At 71.6% G+C, this 15,652-nt stretch carries 15 protein-coding genes, 2 tRNA genes and 1 pseudogene; 11 read left to right on the top strand and 7 right to left on the bottom strand.

From position 1 onward, the window contains the following. Positions 1-48 precede the first annotated feature (48 nt). Positions 49-168, bottom strand: a complete 120-nt coding sequence (locus MOTC310_RS14030; RefSeq protein WP_331302183.1) for a PsiF family protein — start codon at positions 166-168, stop codon at positions 49-51. Between MOTC310_RS14030 and MOTC310_RS14025 the strand changes: the two genes are divergently transcribed. Continuing rightward, positions 148-426, top strand: coding sequence for a carbohydrate porin (locus tag MOTC310_RS14025; protein WP_331302235.1), 279 nt, complete (start codon positions 148-150; stop codon positions 424-426). The genes MOTC310_RS14030 and MOTC310_RS14025 overlap by 21 nt on opposite strands. A 547-nt stretch (positions 427-973) precedes the next feature. On the opposite strand, the gene MOTC310_RS14020 is transcribed toward MOTC310_RS14025, so the two are convergent. Next, positions 974-1,063: transfer RNA gene (locus MOTC310_RS14020), tRNA-Ser, on the bottom strand. A 178-nt stretch (positions 1,064-1,241) separates the two neighbouring features. Between MOTC310_RS14020 and MOTC310_RS14015 the strand changes: the two genes are divergently transcribed. The 10 genes from MOTC310_RS14015 (at position 1,242) to MOTC310_RS13970 (ending at position 11,980) form a co-directional block, all read left to right on the top strand. Further along, a tRNA-Gln gene (locus tag MOTC310_RS14015) sits at positions 1,242-1,315 on the top strand. A gap of 212 nt (positions 1,316-1,527) precedes the next feature. Then, on the top strand, positions 1,528-1,839 hold the full coding sequence (locus MOTC310_RS14010; protein ID WP_331302182.1) for a hypothetical protein: 312 nt from the start codon (positions 1,528-1,530) through the stop codon (positions 1,837-1,839). 39 nt (positions 1,840-1,878) lie between these two features. Continuing rightward, a complete protein-coding gene (locus tag MOTC310_RS14005) occupies positions 1,879-3,258 on the top strand; it encodes a PepSY-associated TM helix domain-containing protein (RefSeq protein ID WP_331302181.1) in 1,380 nt (459 codons plus the stop codon). A gap of 19 nt (positions 3,259-3,277) precedes the next feature. Continuing rightward, the gene (locus MOTC310_RS14000; protein ID WP_331302180.1) at positions 3,278-3,676 is read left to right on the top strand and encodes a DUF2946 family protein; all 399 of its coding nucleotides are present in this window, start codon (positions 3,278-3,280) and stop codon (positions 3,674-3,676) included. 56 nt (positions 3,677-3,732) lie between these two features. After that, positions 3,733-6,042, top strand: a complete 2,310-nt coding sequence (locus MOTC310_RS13995) for a TonB-dependent receptor family protein (RefSeq protein ID WP_331302179.1) — start codon at positions 3,733-3,735, stop codon at positions 6,040-6,042. 138 nt (positions 6,043-6,180) lie between these two features. Continuing rightward, a complete protein-coding gene (locus MOTC310_RS13990; RefSeq protein WP_331302178.1) occupies positions 6,181-7,158 on the top strand; it encodes an ABC transporter substrate-binding protein in 978 nt (325 codons plus the stop codon). Continuing rightward, positions 7,155-9,197 (top strand): sensor histidine kinase, encoded by a 2,043-nt coding sequence (locus MOTC310_RS13985; RefSeq protein ID WP_331302177.1) that lies wholly within the window; start codon positions 7,155-7,157, stop codon positions 9,195-9,197. The genes MOTC310_RS13990 and MOTC310_RS13985 overlap by 4 nt, the downstream gene beginning before the upstream one ends. Beyond that, entirely contained in the window at positions 9,194-9,592 is a 399-nt protein-coding gene (locus MOTC310_RS13980) for a response regulator (protein WP_331302176.1), read from the top strand. The genes MOTC310_RS13985 and MOTC310_RS13980 overlap by 4 nt, the downstream gene beginning before the upstream one ends. Then, positions 9,589-10,854 (top strand): adenylate/guanylate cyclase domain-containing protein, encoded by a 1,266-nt coding sequence (locus MOTC310_RS13975; protein ID WP_331302175.1) that lies wholly within the window; start codon positions 9,589-9,591, stop codon positions 10,852-10,854. The genes MOTC310_RS13980 and MOTC310_RS13975 overlap by 4 nt, the downstream gene beginning before the upstream one ends. Before the next feature lie 139 nt (positions 10,855-10,993). Continuing rightward, positions 10,994-11,980: an ABC transporter substrate-binding protein gene (locus tag MOTC310_RS13970; RefSeq protein WP_331302174.1), complete on the top strand. Its 987-nt coding sequence runs from the start codon at positions 10,994-10,996 to the stop codon at positions 11,978-11,980. 68 nt (positions 11,981-12,048) lie between these two features. On the opposite strand, the gene MOTC310_RS13965 is transcribed toward MOTC310_RS13970, so the two are convergent. The 5 genes and pseudogenes from MOTC310_RS13965 to MOTC310_RS13945 all read right to left on the bottom strand — a co-directional run. Further along, positions 12,049-12,525 carry a YidB family protein gene (locus MOTC310_RS13965; RefSeq protein WP_331302173.1) on the bottom strand — a complete coding sequence of 159 codons (477 nt, stop codon included), beginning with the start codon at positions 12,523-12,525 and terminating at the stop codon, positions 12,049-12,051. Between the two features lie 64 nt (positions 12,526-12,589). After that, the gene (locus MOTC310_RS13960) at positions 12,590-14,005 is read right to left on the bottom strand and encodes a TAXI family TRAP transporter solute-binding subunit (RefSeq protein WP_331302172.1); all 1,416 of its coding nucleotides are present in this window, start codon (positions 14,003-14,005) and stop codon (positions 12,590-12,592) included. A 97-nt stretch (positions 14,006-14,102) separates the two neighbouring features. Next, complete coding sequence (locus MOTC310_RS13955) at positions 14,103-14,306, bottom strand: CsbD family protein (RefSeq protein ID WP_331293307.1); 204 nt, start codon at positions 14,304-14,306, stop codon at positions 14,103-14,105. A gap of 107 nt (positions 14,307-14,413) precedes the next feature. Next, positions 14,414-15,337: a PhnA-like protein gene (locus MOTC310_RS13950; RefSeq protein ID WP_331302171.1), complete on the bottom strand. Its 924-nt coding sequence runs from the start codon at positions 15,335-15,337 to the stop codon at positions 14,414-14,416. Positions 15,338-15,436: 99 nt separating this feature from the next. After that, a pseudogene (locus MOTC310_RS13945) lies at positions 15,437-15,652 on the bottom strand (CsbD family protein); the annotation flags it as partial.

Below are 15,652 nucleotides of genomic sequence, written 5' to 3'. Positions count from 1 at the left end.
GCCTCGAAAGGCGACCGCCTCGCGCAGCCCTAACGTCGTTCAGCAGCCTCACGCGGAACTCGGTGCGGCTGCAGCAGGCGCCCAACCTTTGAGGCACGTGCTCAGGAAAGCCCTGCGTTCGACGCCCGTGAGGCTCCTGAGCGAGGCATCCGCGTTGCAGCTCTTCATCTTCGCCTGCCGCAGCGTCCGCTCCGGCGGCGCGATGCGATCACCGCCCTTCAGAGCTCGCCTCCCTCACCTCGCCGGAGCGCCGAGATTCTGCTGGAAGCGACCTATCAGGCCGTGCTTGCCCCCGGCATCGCCCTGCGGCCGACCGTGCAGTACGTCGCCCACCCCGGCGGCGGTCTCGCCAATCCCCGCGATCACGATGGCAAACGGGTGCGCGGCGCCACGGTGCTCGGCCTGCGTGCCATCACCCGCGTCTGAGCCGGCCGCGGTCCGCGGGCTCAATCCTGCGGCAGGCGTGGCAGGAGATGCCCGTGCCGCGGATCGATACGAGGATCACGGCCGGTCCCTGACCACCGATGGCTCGTCTGCCATCCGTGAACGGCATCCGGCGGCGAACATGAAGGAGATCGTTCGCGCCACATTTTGCGCGGCAACGGAAGCTCCGCCGTCGCTGAGGGCGCGACCGCGGAGCTTCACGGCCTCGCGCTGGCTGAGAGCATAGCCGACGAAATCGCGGACGTGGTGCTGACTTGTCGATGGTCAGTCGGTCGGCCGCGCGGGTGTTCGTGCGGAGCGTCTCGACCAGGTCGAGGGTCCATTTCTTCGCGAGTGCGTCAGGCTCGGTCGTCAGATCCGCGAGCACGGCATCGACCGCAGCGTCGATCCCTGATCGGAAACCTCGATGGTCTCGCGCGGTTCGGAGATTGTCGAGAAATCCGGGGCCATCGATTCCCGTCAGCTGGTGGGGCAGATCGTGGGACGAACCGCCGACCGGCGGAGATCTCTCTTCACGATCAATGCCTGCTGGCGGAAGGGGTGGGATTCGAACCCACGGTGGAGTTGCCCCCACGGCGGTTTTCAAGACCGCTGCCTTAAACCACTCGGCCACCCTTCCTGGCGGCATCCGCGGCCTCACGGTTACGGCCGCGGTGGAGGTTGCGTCAACAGCAGAACAAGCGGTTGACCTCCCGAAACATTCCGCCTATCTCACCGCCCACGCCCGGAGCCGCTCGATGCGCTGCGGGCTCCGCCCCGCCATCTTCGACATCGGATGCGCAGGGCTCACGGCTGATTGGGGGATAGTTTAACGGTAGAACGGTGGACTCTGACTCCTCTAGTCCTGGTTCGAATCCAGGTCCCCCAGCCACCGCGCCGGCCCGCCCGATCCCAGATCCGGCGGGTTTTTTGTTGCCCGCAGCCGGGTACGAACCCCGATCGCCCGGGCGCGATCCTCAGCGAAGGGCGGGATCGGGCCGGGCCGTCCGGTCATCGCCCGTTGACGCGCCGCAGCGCGGCCGCCTAGATCGGCCCATGCGCCGGTGCCAGCCACTCACGGTTCGAGGGCGCGCGATCATCGGCTTGGTCGCGCTCTACGCGCTGCTGCTCCAAGCCTTCCTGGGTTTCGCCACGCCGGCCCGCGCCTGGGACGATCCGGACGCGGCGATCTGCGCCGCGCACGGGTCGGGCGAACCCGCCGGCACGGTGGTGCACGTCCATCCCTGCTGCACGGTCGTGCAGGCCGGCGCGCTGACGCTGCCGACGATCGATCCGGCCGGCGCGGCGTGGCCGGCCGCGCCCGCGACGCGCTGCGCGTGGCGCCCCGAAGCCGAGATCCCGACCACCGGTCCACCGGCCTCGACCGGCACCGCGCGAGGTCCACCCAGGGCCTGACGATCCCGCTCCCGATCGTTCAGGCCTGGACCTCCCATCATGTCGATTGTTCTGCATGGCGACGCCCCCGCATACGGGGCGGCCGCCCCTCGGCGACTGTCCCGCGACGCCGTCTATCGCGCCGTCTGGCGGTGGCACTTCTACGCCGGCCTGCTGTGCCTGCCCTTCCTGATCGGCCTCTCGGCCACCGGCGCGCTCTACCTGTTCAAGGATGAGATCAACGGCAGCCTGTTCGCGTACCGGACCCGGGTCGCGCCGCAGGCGTCGGCGCCGATCGGGCCGGACCGGCTGATCTTCAACGCGCTGCAGACCGTGCCCGACGCCGCGCCCGTGACCTACACCGACCCGGCCTCGCCGGACGCCTCGGCGCGCGTGACGCTCGCGGCGGGCGATCGCCGCATCGTCGTCTACCTGAACCCCTATAAGGGCGACGTGCTCGACCGCGTCGACCGTGACCGCGAGCTCATGGCGGTGGTCCGCGGGCTGCACAGCCTCGCCCTGGTCGGCCCCCTCGCGAACGCCGTCATCGAGATCGTCGCGGGCTTCGCGATCGTCCTGGTGGTGACGGGCACGTACCTCTGGTGGCCCCGCGGGCAGCAGGGCGGTGTCGTGACGGTGCGCGCCGGCCCGCGCCGGCGCGTGTGGTGGCGCGATCTCCACGCGGTCACGGGCTTCGTGGCCGGCGGCGGGCTGCTCTTCCTGGCGCTGACCGGCCTGCCCTGGTCGATCTGGTGGGGACAGGAGCTGCGCGCGTGGTCGAACGCCGCCGGTCTCGGCCAGCCGGCCGCGCTCTGGGCGAACCGGCCGGTCTCGACTGTGCCGCTGCGCGACCGGCTGGAGGATGCCGGCTGGACCATGCAGGACGCGCCTCTGCCGCGCTCCGCGCCGGCCGCCGCGGGCACGAGCGTCGGGATCGATGACGCCGTGGCGATCCTCAGACGCCTGGGGATGCCCCGCGGCTTCGAGCTGGCGCTGCCCGTCGGCGCCGAGGGCGTCTACGCCGCCGCGATCTACCCCCGCGACGTCACCCGGCAGCGGGTCATCTCCCTCGACCAGTATTCCGGCCGGCCGCTGGTGGATGTGCGTTTCGACGATCTCGGGCCGGTGGGCCGGGCGATCCAGTACGGGATCGGCATCCACAAGGGCGAGCATTGGGGCCGCGCGAACCAGCTCGCGATGCTGGCCGTATGCCTCGCCACCATCCTGCTCGCGGTGACCGCGGGGACGATGTGGTGGAAGCGGCGCCCGGCCGGCACCCTCGGCGTCCCGCCCCGGCCGCGCGACCGGCGGGTGGCCGTGACCGTGACCCTGATCGTCCTCGGGCTCGGGGCGCTGTTCCCGCTGACCGGGCTCGCGATCGCCGCCATGGTCGGCCTGGATCTCGCCGCGGACCGGCTCCGATGGCGGTGGGCGCGCTGATCCGGCGCGGACGGGCGCCATGCCCGTACGGACCCATCCTCGCCTGAAGCGCAGGCGCCCCGGCCTCCTGGGCGCGGGACTGATCGTGCTCGCGCTCTGGATCCAGGCGCTCGCGCCGGCGGTCGCGCTCCGGATGGCGCAGGCGAGTCCGGGCGCGCTACCCGGCCAGATCCTGTGCGGGCACGCGCCGGATCAGGCCGGGGATTTCGGCATCGGCCCGCACGCTCCGGCGACGGGGTCCTGCGCGCTCTGCGGGCTCTGTCGCGCCGGCGCCGTGCCCCCGCTCCTCCCGGCCTCGCCCGGCCTCGCGCGCCGCCTGCGCTGGACGGCGGTGACGTGGCCGATCCCGCCTCCCCTCCGGACCGCATCGGCCCCCACCGTCACCGGCCAGCCCCGCGGGCCGCCCCGCTCCGCCTGATCGCCGTTCCTCCGGGCGGCACCGCCGCTCGCCCCATCGATCAGACGAGACCTCCGATGACTTCCGATAACACCGTCCTGCGCGGCGGCGCCCTCGCGCTCCTGCTCGCCGGAAGCCCCCTCCCCGCCCTCGGCCAGGCCGCCGTCACCCTCGAGGAACTCTCCGTTGAGGGCGAGGCCGCGCCCGCCGCGGGCCGGACCAGCGCGCCGGCCTTCGGTGTCGCGGCGCCGCCTGGCTCGGCGCCCGCGGTCGTCGAGCATCCGGTGGGCGAGATCGTCACCGGCATCGGCCGCGACGACACCATCGCGAACCGGCCGGCGACGAGCATCGGGTCGGTCCTGGTGAACAGCCCGGGCGTCACGGTGCGGCAGGGCAACGGCGGCCGCGACGTGGTCATCTCGATCCGCGGCAACAATGCCCGGTCCACCGGCGTGATCAAGAACACGGTCGTCCTGGAGGACGGGTTCATCCTCACCCAGCCGGACGGGGCGTCGCGCTTCGACCTCACGGACCCGCGTGCCTACGGCCGGATCGACGTGTTCCGCGGGCCGCAATCGCCGCTCTTCGGCAACTACGCGACCGGCGGCGCCATCGCGTTCCGGACCCGCACCGGACGGGAGATCGACGGCTACGAGATCGGCGTGGATGCCGGCAGCTTCGGCTACCTCAGCAACTACTTCACCGTCGGCGGCGTCAGCGGCCCGTTCGAGATCAGCCTGTTCGCCAGCGACGTCCGCGCCAACGGCTACCAGGACCACGCCAGCTACGACACGCAGACCATCAATCTGCTCGCGAGCTACACCCCGACTCCGGACAATCGCTTCACCCTGAAGGTGATCAACAACACCCTCGACGCCAACCTGCCCGCCCGCGCGTCGCTGGCCCAGTACCGGATCAACCCGTACCAGCGCGGCTGCGCCGCCGCGGCGAGCGCGGCCCCGGGCTGCACCACCTTCAACCTGTTCCGGAACGGGGCCTTCGGCGCGACCGTGCCGGTGACGGCCGACGAGGGCGGCTTCGGGCGCAACGACCGCCGGACCATCGTGGCCGCCCGCTGGGAGCACGACATCGACGCGTTCACCACGTGGCGCACGCAGCTCGGCTTCGACGAGCGCAACTTCGATCAGCCGTTCTACACGACCTCGTCGCGGGGCTCCTACCCGTCCTGGAACTTCCTGACCGACCTGACCCGGCGGGGCGACCTCTTCGGCCTGCCGGCGACCGGCTACGTCGCGCTGGCCTACAACACGATCGACAACCACATCACCACCTTCAACCGGGCCCCGTACGACGGCCCGCGCCTCGGCGCGCTCATCGGCGATCAGGCGGCGGTGCAGTCGAACCTCGGCGGCCGGGCGCGGCTCGAGCTGGCGCTGTCGGACCAGTGGACCGGCGTTCTCGGACTGAGCGCCGAGACCACGGCCATCACCGGGCGCAACGTCGCCTACGCGTACGCGGCGAGCGGTACGACGCGGACGGTGGCGGACGCGAACCGGTCCTTCCTCAACGTCGCCCCCGAACTGGCCCTGGTCTACCGGCCGGACGCGGCCTGGGCGCTGCGCGGCCGGGTCGCCACCGGCTACACCACGCCGGCCGCGAGCAACCTGTTCATCACCCCGGCCGGGCTGCCCGGCAACAACACGCAGCTCCAGACGCAGGAGAATCTCGGCTTCGATCTCGGCGCCGAGTGGAGCCCGGTGACGGATCTCCGCCTCAGCGTGACCGGGTTCTACGAGTTCTTCCGCAACGAGCTGGTCTCGCAATCGCCGGGGGCCGGCCTCCTCGCCTACACGTTCAACGCGCCGGCCTCGGAGCATCGGGGTATCGAGGTCGGCGCCGACTGGGCCTTCGCGCCCGGCTGGCGCGGGACGCTGGCCTACACGTTCGACGACCAGATCTACACCCGCTACACCGAGCAGCTCAGCGCCGGCAGCCTGAGCCGGTCCTTCGACCGGGCCGGGAAACGGATCCCCGGGGTTCCGGCCCATCAGCTGCTGGCCCGCCTCGGCTACGACGTGCCGAGCGGCCCGCTCGCCGGGCTCGGCGCCTTCGTGGAAACGGTCGTCCAGGGCGACTTCTACCTCGACAACGCCAACCTGCTGAAGGCGCCGGGCTACGCGGTCGTCAACGCCAACCTGCACTACGCCACGGAGCTGACCGGCGGCTACGCGAAACGGCTCAGCCTGTACGTCGAGGTGCGCAACCTGTTCGACACGACCTACGTCGCCTCCGCGCAGAACCTCGCCAACGGGATCAGCGCCACGACCGGTCTCCAGAACGGCGCCGCCGCGCTGGCGACCACCACGGGGTCGATCTTCGCGGGTGCTCCGCGGAACATCGTCGGCGGCATGCGGCTGGCATTTTGATAACCGCGCGGAGGCTCGCGCGTGGTGTCAAGGTCGAGCTTGCACTATGGTCCTTCGATCGATCGCGGGGGCCGGGCCGAGGCGCGCGGTCCGCTCCGCGCGGCGGGGCCGCGGGCGGGGATGTGGCGCGATGGTCGGATGAGGCGGCGAACCGTACTCGCTGGGTTGCCCCTGGCGCTGGCCGGGTGGCCGCGCGCCGCGCGGGCGCAGGCCCAGGCCCATGTCGGGGCGCTCTGGCCGTTCGCGGAAGGCGATCCCGAGGGCCGGGTGCTGGCGGAAGCGTTCCACGCCGGGCTGCGCGATCACGGTCAGCCGGATCAGCGGGTCGATGACCGCTGGACCGGGGCCGACCGCGAGCGCGCGCGCCTCCTCGCGACCGAACTCGTGGCCGCACAACCGCAGGTGATCTTCGCCTATCTCAGCGCGCAGCTCACGGCCGTGGCGTCCCTGACGAAGCAGATCCCGATCGTGTTCGTCGGCGCCTCGAACCCAGTCCGCTTCGGGTACGTGGAGAGCCTCCAGCGCCCGGGCGGGAACATCACCGGATTCACGCTCTACGAGGCGCCTCTGGGCGGCAAATGGGTGGCGGCCCTCAAGGAGGCCGTTCCGAGCCTCCGGCGCGTCACGCTCCTGTCCAACCTGAGCACCGAGATCCGGGGCGAGAACCTCTACGCCGAGCCGTTCCGCACCACCGCGACGGCGCTCGGGATCGAGCCCGTGGTGGTGAAGATCGACGAGGCGGCCGCCATCGAGCCCATCGTCGCGGATCTCGCGCGGCAGGGAGACGGTGGCCTGATCGTCGCCCCCGGCACGTTCAGCGAGGCCAACGGCGACCAGATCGTCGCGCTCACCACGAGCCTCAGGGTTCCGGCCGTCTTCGCCATCCGGCGCTTCGCCTATCGGGGCGGGCTGATGTCGTACGGGCCGGATCCGGTGGAGACGGTCCACCGGGCTGCCGCCTATGTCGGCCGGATCCTGCGCGGCGAGAACCCCGCGACCCTGCCGGTCCAGGCGCCAACGAAGTTCGACTTCATCGTGAATCTGAAGGCGGCCCGCAGCATGGGCGTGACCATCTCGTCGGCGCTCCTCGCCCAGGCGGACGAGATCGTCGAATGACGGTGCCGCGCCCGCTCGCCTCCCCGCCGGCCGCGGCGGCGCCGCCGCGCTGGTTCCGCCTGCCGCTCGCGGGGAAGTTCGCGGTGGCCTTCGTGGGCCTCGTCAGCCTGGTGCTGCTCATCAACGGCGCCGTCGACCTGACGCTGAACTATCAGGACGCCAAGCGGACCGCGATCGAGACGCAGCGCACCAAGGCGCGCGCCGCCGCCGAGCGCGTCGACGCCTTCCTGTCCTCGATCGAGAGCCAGATCGGCTGGACCACCCGGGCCGAGTGGCGGCGGGTCTCCCCCGAGCAGCAGCGCTACGATTTCATCCGCCTGCTGCGCCAGGCGCCGGCCATCACGGAGGTCGCCTACCTCGATCCGGCCGGGAAGGAGCAGCTGCGCGTCTCGCGGCTGGAGCCCGACGCCGTCGCCAGCGGCAAGGATTTCTCGGCCTCACCGCGCTTCACCCAGGCGCTCGCCCAGAAGACGTGGTTCGGTCCGGTCTACTTCCGGCGCGGCTCCGAGCCGTACATGACCGTCTCGGTCGCCCATGCCGGACGCGACCCGGGCGTGACCGTCGCGGAAGTCAATCTGAAGCTGATCTGGGACGTGGTCAGCGCGATCAATGTCGGCGAGCACGGCTACGCCTTCGTGACGACGGCGACCGGGCGGCTGATCGCGCACCCGGACCTCAGCCTCGTCCTGCGCGACACAGACCTGTCCGGCCTGCCCGAGGTCGCGGCGGCCCTGCCCGGCTCCCGGATGGCGGGTCAGGACTACGAGATCACCACCGGCCTCGACGGCGGCTGGGTGCTGGCGGCCCACGCCACCATCCCGCGGGTCGACTGGATCGTGTTCGTGCAGGAATCGCTGCGCGACGCGATGGGGCCGGCCCTGGAATCCGTGATCCAGACCACCTCGCTGATGGGCCTCGGCGTCCTGCTGGCGGCCGTGGCGGGCACCTTCCTGGCGCGGCGCATGGTCGTGCCCATCCGCGAGCTCGAGGACGGGGCGGAGCGGTTCGGCGCGGGCGACCTGTCCGAGCGCATCGTGATCCGCACCGGCGACGAGATCGAGACCCTCGCGCACCGGTTCAACACGATGGCGAGCCGGGTTCAGGAGTCCTACGAGACGCTCGAGGCCAAGGTTGAGGAGCGGACTCGCGACCTCAACCAGTCGCTCGACGATCTCCAGAGGGCGCAGAGCCGGCTCGTCCAGTCCGAGAAGCTCGCCTCGCTGGGACAGCTCACCGCCGGCATCGCCCACGAGATCAAGAATCCGCTGAACTTCGTCAACAACTTCGCGTCGCTCTCGAACGAGCTGGTGGACGAGCTTCGCGAGGTGCTCGAACCGACGGCCCTCGACCCGGACACGCGCGCGGAGGTCGAGGAGCTCGCCGGTCTGCTCAAGGGCAATCTCGAGAAGGTCGTGCAGCACGGCAAGCGCGCGGATTCGATCGTCAAGAACATGCTGCTGCACTCGCGCACCGGGTCCGGCGAGCATCGCGAGGTCGAAGTCAACGCGCTGGTCGAGGAGAGCCTGAATCTTGCCTATCACGGCGCCCGTGCGGCGAGACCCGGCTTCAACGTGACCCTCGTGCGCGATTACGATCCGGCGGCCGGCCTCGCTGACCTCTACCCACAGGAGATCACGCGGGTCCTGCTGAACCTGATGTCGAACGGTTTCTACGCCACCGAGAAGCGGGCCGCCGAAGGCGAACCCGGCTATGCGCCGACGCTTTCGGTCACCACCCGGGACCGGGGCGACAGCGTCGAGATCCGCGTGCGCGACAACGGCACCGGCATCCCCGACGGCGTCAAGGCCAAGATGTTCGACCCGTTCTTCACCACCAAGCCGGCCGGCGAAGGAACGGGGCTCGGCCTGTCGCTGAGCCACGACATCCTGGTGAAGCAGCACGGCGGGACGGTTGACGTCGCCACGGAACCGGGCGCCTTCACGGAATTCATCATCAGCCTGCCGCGCCAGAGCGTTACGCCGGCCGCGCCGCCTCGCCCGGCGGCCGAGCCGGCGAGCGAGACCGAGAGCCAGCCATGAACGTCCTGATCCTCGTCGTCGACGACGAACCCGACGTGACAGACCTGTTCCGGCAGCAGTTCCGCCGCGAGCTGCGCGCTGGCCGCTTCGCGATGGGCTTCGCGCACTCGGCGGCGGAGGCCCTGGAGCGGATCAACGGAGCCAACGATCCGAGCCTGATCCTGATGCTGTCGGACATCAACATGCCCGGGATGACCGGCCTCGAGCTGCTGCCCCTGGTCCGCGCCGCCCGGCCCGACGTGCCGGTGATCATGATCACGGCCTACGGCGATGCCGAGACGCGCGAGAAGGTCCGCGCCGCCGGCGCCGTGGGCCTGATCACCAAGCCGATCGACTTCGCCGTGCTGAAGGCCGAGATCGATCGCCGGCTGTCCGCCTTCGCGGGGGCCGAATGACCCCCGGCGCGCCGAGCGCCAAGATCCTCGTCGTCGACGACGAGCCGGATCTCGAGGCGCTGATCACCCAGAAGTTCCGCCGCCAGATCCGCCAGGGCCTCGTGACGTTCCTGTTCGCCCATGACGGGCAGGAGGCGCTGGACCGCCTCGCGGAGAACCGCGACGTCGATCTGGTCGTGTCCGACATCAACATGCCGCGCATGGACGGGCTGACCCTGCTCGCCAAGCTGCAGGACCTGGCGGAGCGCCCCTCGACCATCATCGTCTCGGCCTACGGCGACATGGCGAATATCCGCACGGCGATGAACCGCGGCGCCTTCGACTTCCTGACGAAGCCGATCGACTTCGCCGACCTCGAGACGACGATCGAGCGGACGCTGCGCCACGTCGAGGACCTGCGGGAGGGGCGGCGGCGGCAATCGCTCGCCGAACGGGCCCACGCCTCCCTGGCCCGGTACTTCTCGCCGAACCTCGCCGAGCGGCTCGCCGGGGACGCGTCCGGCCTCGAACTCGGCGGCCACCGGCGCGACGTGGCCTCCCTGTTCACCGACATCGCCGGCTTCACCGGCCTCGTGGAGAGCCTCGACCCGGCGCAGCTCGCCGAGATCCTCAACGGCTACTTCGCGGAGATGACCGATCTCGTGTTCGCCCACGAGGGGACGGTGGCCAAGATCGTCGGCGACGCCCTGCACGTGCTGTTCGGCGCGCCGGGGGATCAGCCGGACCACGCGGCCCGGGCCGTGGCCTGCGCGCTCGCCCTCGACCAGGCGGCCGAAAGCTTCCGCGCGCGCTGGCGGGAGCGCGGGATCGAGATCGGCGTGACGCGGATCGGCGTCCATGCCGGGCCGGCGATCGTGGGCAATTTCGGCGGCGGCCGGTACTTCGACTACACGGCCTACGGCGACACCATCAACACGGCCGCGCGGCTGGAGAACGCCAACAAGGCCTTCGGCACCCGGATCTGCGTCAGCGAGGCCGTCGTGATCCGGGCCGGTCAGTTCCGCGGCCGCCCCCTCGGCGACCTGCTCCTGCGCGGCAAGCAGACATCCTTGCGCGCCTACGAACCCCTGACGGAGGCGGCCTACGCGGGTCCGCTGCTCGCCCAGTATCAGGACGCCTACGCCAAGCTGGAGGCCGGGGAGGCCGGTGCCCTCCCGGCCTTCGCGGCCTTGGTCGGGTTGCGCCCCGACGACGGGGTCGCGGCCTTCCACCTCAAGCGTCTGCTCAACGGGGGGAACGGAAGCCGGGTCGAGGTCCGCTGAGCCCCGCACCATCCCGGCGTGCCCGCATCGGCGGCACCGATAGCCCCGCCTCAAGCCAAGGCCTATGACCGTCGACGGGCGCGCCGTCGCCCCCTCCGGTCGGAGGTGCTCGAAACGATGGTAGGCGGGAGACCGGCGCATGAGACGGCGCGACGTCATCGCGGGCCTCGGCGGCGCAGCCGCGTGGCCCGGCTTCGCCGCGGGGCAGGCCAGGGGCCAGCGTCGTCTGGGGATCCTGCTGGTCTACGGCGACGCGCATCCCGACAGCCCCGTGATCGTCGACACGCTGAAGGAGAGCCTGAAGCGGGCCGGCTGGATCTGGGGCCAGAACCTCGCCGTGGACCTGCAGTACGGCAACGGCGACGCCGAGCGGATGCGCGTCCAGGCGGAGGAGATCCTCGCGCGCAAGCCCGACGTGGTGCTCGCGCAGGGCGTCGTCGGCGCGACCGCCCTCCAGCGGGCGACCACGACGGTCCCGGTCGTCTTCATGATGCTTCAGGACCCGGTCGGCGGCGGCTTCGTGACCAACCTGTCGCGGCCCGGCGGGAACCTCACCGGCTTCACCAATTTCGACTTCGTCCTGGTCGGCAAGTGGCTGCAGCTCCTCAAGGAACTCAGCCCCGGCGTCACCCGGGCGCTCGCCCTGATCAACCCCGATTACCGGGCGCGCCTCGCGGGATACACCGCCGAGATCGCCCGGATCGGCCCGGAACTCGGGATCGATGCCCGGATCGCCGGCGTGCACGATGCCGCCGAGATCGAGGCGGCGATCACGGACTTCGCCGCCCAGCCGAAGGGCGGCCTCGTCGCGCTGCCGGATGCGGTGACCGGGGTGTACGGTCAGCGGATCGTCGATCTGGCGGCGACCTACAGTCTGCCGGCCGTCTACGCCTACGCGGCGCCGGTCCGTCTCGGTGGTCTCGCCGCCTACACGAGCAGCGTCGTGCAGGATGTGCAGCGAGCTGCGGGCTACATCGACCGGATCCTGCGCGGCGCGGTCGTCGGCGACCTGCCGGTGCAGGCCAGCGAGCGCTTCATCACCCTGCTCAACCTGAAGACGGCCGCCACCCTGGGCCTGACCATCTCGCCCTCGCTGATGGCGACGGCGGACGAGTTGGTCGAGTAGCGGCCGCCGGTCCCGTCGAGGTCGTCGCGGCGCCGCCGCGACGACCTCGACGACTTCGACGGAGCGGATCAGCCGAAGGCCGGCAGACGTCCGTCCGGCGAGTAGCGGTCGATGGCCGAGGGCAGGTCGCGCGAGAGGCGCGCCAGCAGCTCGCTCCTGCTCAGGCCGGTGCGCTGCTCCAGGGCCGCGAGCGTGTCCGGCCCGATGGCACGCTCCAGATCCGCGGCCGGGATATCGCGGTTCGGGCCGTGATCGATCCAGGACCGCGCCGTCTCGGCGTGGCCGCCCTTGGTGAAATGGTCGACCAGCTCGGTCAGCCCGCCGGCGATGAGGCCGCCGGCACCGCCTGAGCCGGCGCCGCCGAGAAGGCGTTCCAGGTTCGCCGGGATCGTCGACCCGGTCGCGGGCGGGACCTGCGGCGCGGGCGAGCGCGCCGCGTCCTTGGCGTGCCCGCCGAGCCACTCGGCGATCCGGTCGCGGTTCTGGTAGCCGGCCACCGCCAGCAGCCCCAGCAGGGCGGTCATCGAGGGATATCCCTTGCTCATCGTATCGTCCTTCGTTGAAGCGGGCCGAGGCCCGGGTGGTACGGCGGTGGCCCGCCGCAAGGGGTCATGCCGGCGTCCGCGCCGCGTCGGCGGCGACGGTTCTGCCGGCCAGGGCCGACCCGTCATCCGCGCTCCGGCCGGCCGTGATGGCGCGCTTCACCGTCGAGCGGGCCGCGTCGATGGCGATGGCCGCCGCCGACATGGTCCGAGCCTCGGTCGGGCGCTCCAGGGCGTGCTTGGCGATGTCGCCGGCGAGATCGTCGATCTCCCGGGCGAGGATCTCCAGGCGCCCGGCATCGGCGGTCTCCTGCGCCTCCTGGCGGATCTGCAGCAGGCGGTCGGTCGCCTCCTCGACGCGCTCGCGGCGCAGGCGCGACAGGCGCTGGCCGATCCAGGCGAGCGCGGAGCCGATGCCGCCGCCGAGAAAGGCGAGCAGGTAGATCCAGGTCTCGTAGCGCTCGATGAAGCTCTGCTGCTCGCGCTCGTAATAGTCGACGGCGCCGGGATGGATCGGCAGCCGGGCGCTCGTCGCGCCGACCGTCCCGTCATAGGCGGGGGCCTGGAAGTAGTCGGCGGCCGGCGTGACGTTGGCCATCGCGCTGCGCAGCTCGAAGAGGTGCTGGGTGACGTCGGCCGCCACGGACCGGGCGAGGCTCGAGCGCGCCATCAACCGGTACGAGGCGCCGACTGTGTGAACGTCGTCGGCCGGCACCTTGGGGCTGCCCCCGAAGGTCTCGGCCGGCATGGTGACGACCTGCAGACGCGGCAGCCGGGCGACGATCGCCTCGGCATTCTCGACGTCGACGAAGGACACCTTGCGGCTGCGGCTGGCCGCCTGAACGAGCCCGACGATCCGCTGCGCGGTCGGCGCGGTCGGCGCGATGACCGAGATCACGGCGTCGATCCGCTTCCGCGCGAAGGCGGCGCCGAGGTCGCTCTCGGCCATCTCGACCAGGGCCACGTGGCGCGGCGGCAGGCCGCCCTCGGGCTCGGTGGTGACCAGCGTCAATCCGTAATGCTCGAGCATGGCGCGGATGAGCGCCTCGTCGGCGTCCCGGTGGGCCAGGATCGCGAGGCGCCTGCGATCGAGGTCGGGGAAGCGGTCGATTCCGGAGGCTTCCGGCGAGGCGATGATCATCGCCTGGTCGCGCAGGATGGCCAGGGTCAGGCCGTTGTCGGGAAGCTCGACGTCCGGCCGTACGATCGCCAGATCGACCCGCCCGTCGCGCAGCGCCTCGGCGCTGTCGCGCACGTCGTCGAACGGCATGATCTTGAGGCGGATCTCCTTGTGGCGCTTGGCCAGGGCATCCGCGTAGGCCTGAATCAGGGCTGGCTCCGTCCCGTCCTTCGGAGCGACCGCGATGGTCAGGACGGTGGCGCGCGACACCCAGTAGGCCACGCCGGCGCCGACGCTCAGGAGGATGGCGAGCACCAGGAAGACGAGTTCCTGTCGCAGGAAGAGGCTGGCGAAGCGCCGCATCGGCTGTGCTCTCGCGCGTTTATCGGTCCGGCCCGACACCGTCCCGGACGGAAGGCCGAAGGGTCGCGCCGGTCGGACCGGCGCGACCCTGTCGGGGTCAGTGCTTTCCGGTGATCTTGTCGGCGAGGTGGCTGACGCCGTCCTTGACGTCGCCGACGGTCTTCTGCGCCTCGCCCTTCAGCTCCTGCGCCTTGCCCTCGGCCACCAGCTTGTCGTTGCCCGTCGCCTTGCCGGCCGCCTGCTTGACGTTGCCGACGGCCTCGTTGGCCAGACCCTTGAGCTTGTCGGTGGTGCTGCTCATCGTGTGCTCCTGCTTCGCTGGTGAGGCCGGTCTCCCGGCCGGTGGTGGCTCCTGCAGTCCGCGCGGGGGCCGGTGACGGGGTCAGAGGGAGGTCTCAGAGGGCGGTGTCAGACGCGCCGGGTCTCGTAGGCGCCCAGCAGGGTCGCGGGCTTGGGCGCGCCCAGCCGGCCGCCGACATACGCCGCCAGCGCACCCAGGATCAGCGCCAGCGCCGCGTAGAAGGCGCCCTGCGTAGCCGCCGACTTGGCCGTCACCGCTGCCGCCTCCGCCTTCTGCTTGGCGCTGGCCACCGCCTGGTCGTACTGCTTCTCGTAGTCCTGGATCTGCTGGCGGGCCTGATCGACCGGGATGTTCTGCGCCTTGGCCAGGGCGTCGGCCGCCCGCGCCTCGGCCTGCTGCTTCTGCGACGGGTCACCGGTGAACAGCGCCTTGATCGCCGCAACCGCGGCGTCGCGGGCCGCCTGCGGGTCCTGCCCGGCGGTCTGCTGGCGGACCTTGTCCTCGATGCCGTCCAGCGGGTTCGAGATCTTCGACAGCGACGGCGCCGCCGCCTGGGCCGCCGTCTGCACCGTGCCGCCGACGAGGCTGCCGGCCCCGCCCAGCGCGCCCGAGACCGTGCTGAGCGTGCCGCCGACCAGGCCGCTGGCGGCCGAGGTCAGCATGTACAGCACCACCAGGGTGGTGACCGCCCAGGAGACCAGCCCGTGCAGGGCGGCCGCGCCCGGCAGGGCCTTGCCCGAGAGCCGCCCGGCGATGAGGCCGCCGGCCAGCGAGGCGACGAGGCCCGAGGCGACGAACCACGCGCCCGCGCCCATGGAGACGGTGGAGGCGGAGGGATTGTCGGCGGCGGTCGTGCCGACCGAGGCCAGCCCGACGCCGACGCCGACGAGGTTGATGATCACCTGGGTGACCAGCGCGGTCACGGCGCCGGCGAAGATGGCGCCCCAGGAGACTTGGTTGAGCAGGACGGCGCGCGTGTCGGCGTGCGCGTCCGGCGCGAGGGGCGTTGCAACGGTCTGGATGGTGGTCACGCTGTCACTCCGGTGGTGGATCGCTGAAATTCGTGGGGCCGCCGGCCCCCGGAAGTCCCGGAAGGCCCGGGGGCTGCCGGGACGCGGCTCAGTCGCGGCTCAGTCGCGGCGGGCGCTGACGAGCAGGCCGAGGCCGAAGCCCGCGATGCCGGCGATGAGCAGGGCGGCGAGCGGGTACTCGGCGACCTGCTGGCCGACCTCGCGGGTGCCGCGGCGCAGGGCGTGGCTGCCGCGCGCGTAGGCGTCCTCGGCGTAGTCGTACGCCTCCTCGGCCGCGTGGCGGACGCCGCGCTCGGCGCGGGCGTACTGGTCCTG

Source organism: Methylobacterium oryzae, from assembly GCF_036441375.1.
Taxonomy (GTDB): Bacteria; Pseudomonadota; Alphaproteobacteria; order Rhizobiales; family Beijerinckiaceae; genus Methylobacterium; species Methylobacterium oryzae_A.
The sequence above is the reverse complement of the archived record's forward strand: the minus strand, read 5'-3'. Positions and strand labels throughout refer to the sequence as shown.

Bases quoted from the DNA above. Each gene is read 5' to 3' on its own strand.
- MOTC310_RS14005 (WP_331302181.1), top strand. From the start codon at position 1,879: ATGTCGATTGTTCTGCATGGCGACGCCCCCGCATACGGGGCGGCCGCC.
- MOTC310_RS13970 (WP_331302174.1), top strand. From the start codon at position 10,994: ATGAGACGGCGCGACGTCATCGCGGGCCTCGGCGGCGCAGCCGCGTGG.
- MOTC310_RS13960 (WP_331302172.1), bottom strand. From the start codon at position 14,005: ATGCGGCGCTTCGCCAGCCTCTTCCTGCGACAGGAACTCGTCTTCCTG.
- MOTC310_RS13975 (WP_331302175.1), top strand. From the start codon at position 9,589: ATGACCCCCGGCGCGCCGAGCGCCAAGATCCTCGTCGTCGACGACGAG.
- MOTC310_RS13955 (WP_331293307.1), bottom strand. From the start codon at position 14,306: ATGAGCAGCACCACCGACAAGCTCAAGGGTCTGGCCAACGAGGCCGTC.
- MOTC310_RS14030 (WP_331302183.1), bottom strand. From the start codon at position 168: ATGAAGAGCTGCAACGCGGATGCCTCGCTCAGGAGCCTCACGGGCGTC.
- MOTC310_RS13985 (WP_331302177.1), top strand. From the start codon at position 7,155: ATGACGGTGCCGCGCCCGCTCGCCTCCCCGCCGGCCGCGGCGGCGCCG.
- MOTC310_RS14000 (WP_331302180.1), top strand. From the start codon at position 3,278: ATGCCCGTACGGACCCATCCTCGCCTGAAGCGCAGGCGCCCCGGCCTC.
- MOTC310_RS13965 (WP_331302173.1), bottom strand. From the start codon at position 12,525: ATGAGCAAGGGATATCCCTCGATGACCGCCCTGCTGGGGCTGCTGGCG.
- MOTC310_RS13995 (WP_331302179.1), top strand. From the start codon at position 3,733: ATGACTTCCGATAACACCGTCCTGCGCGGCGGCGCCCTCGCGCTCCTG.
- MOTC310_RS13980 (WP_331302176.1), top strand. From the start codon at position 9,194: ATGAACGTCCTGATCCTCGTCGTCGACGACGAACCCGACGTGACAGAC.
- MOTC310_RS13990 (WP_331302178.1), top strand. From the start codon at position 6,181: ATGAGGCGGCGAACCGTACTCGCTGGGTTGCCCCTGGCGCTGGCCGGG.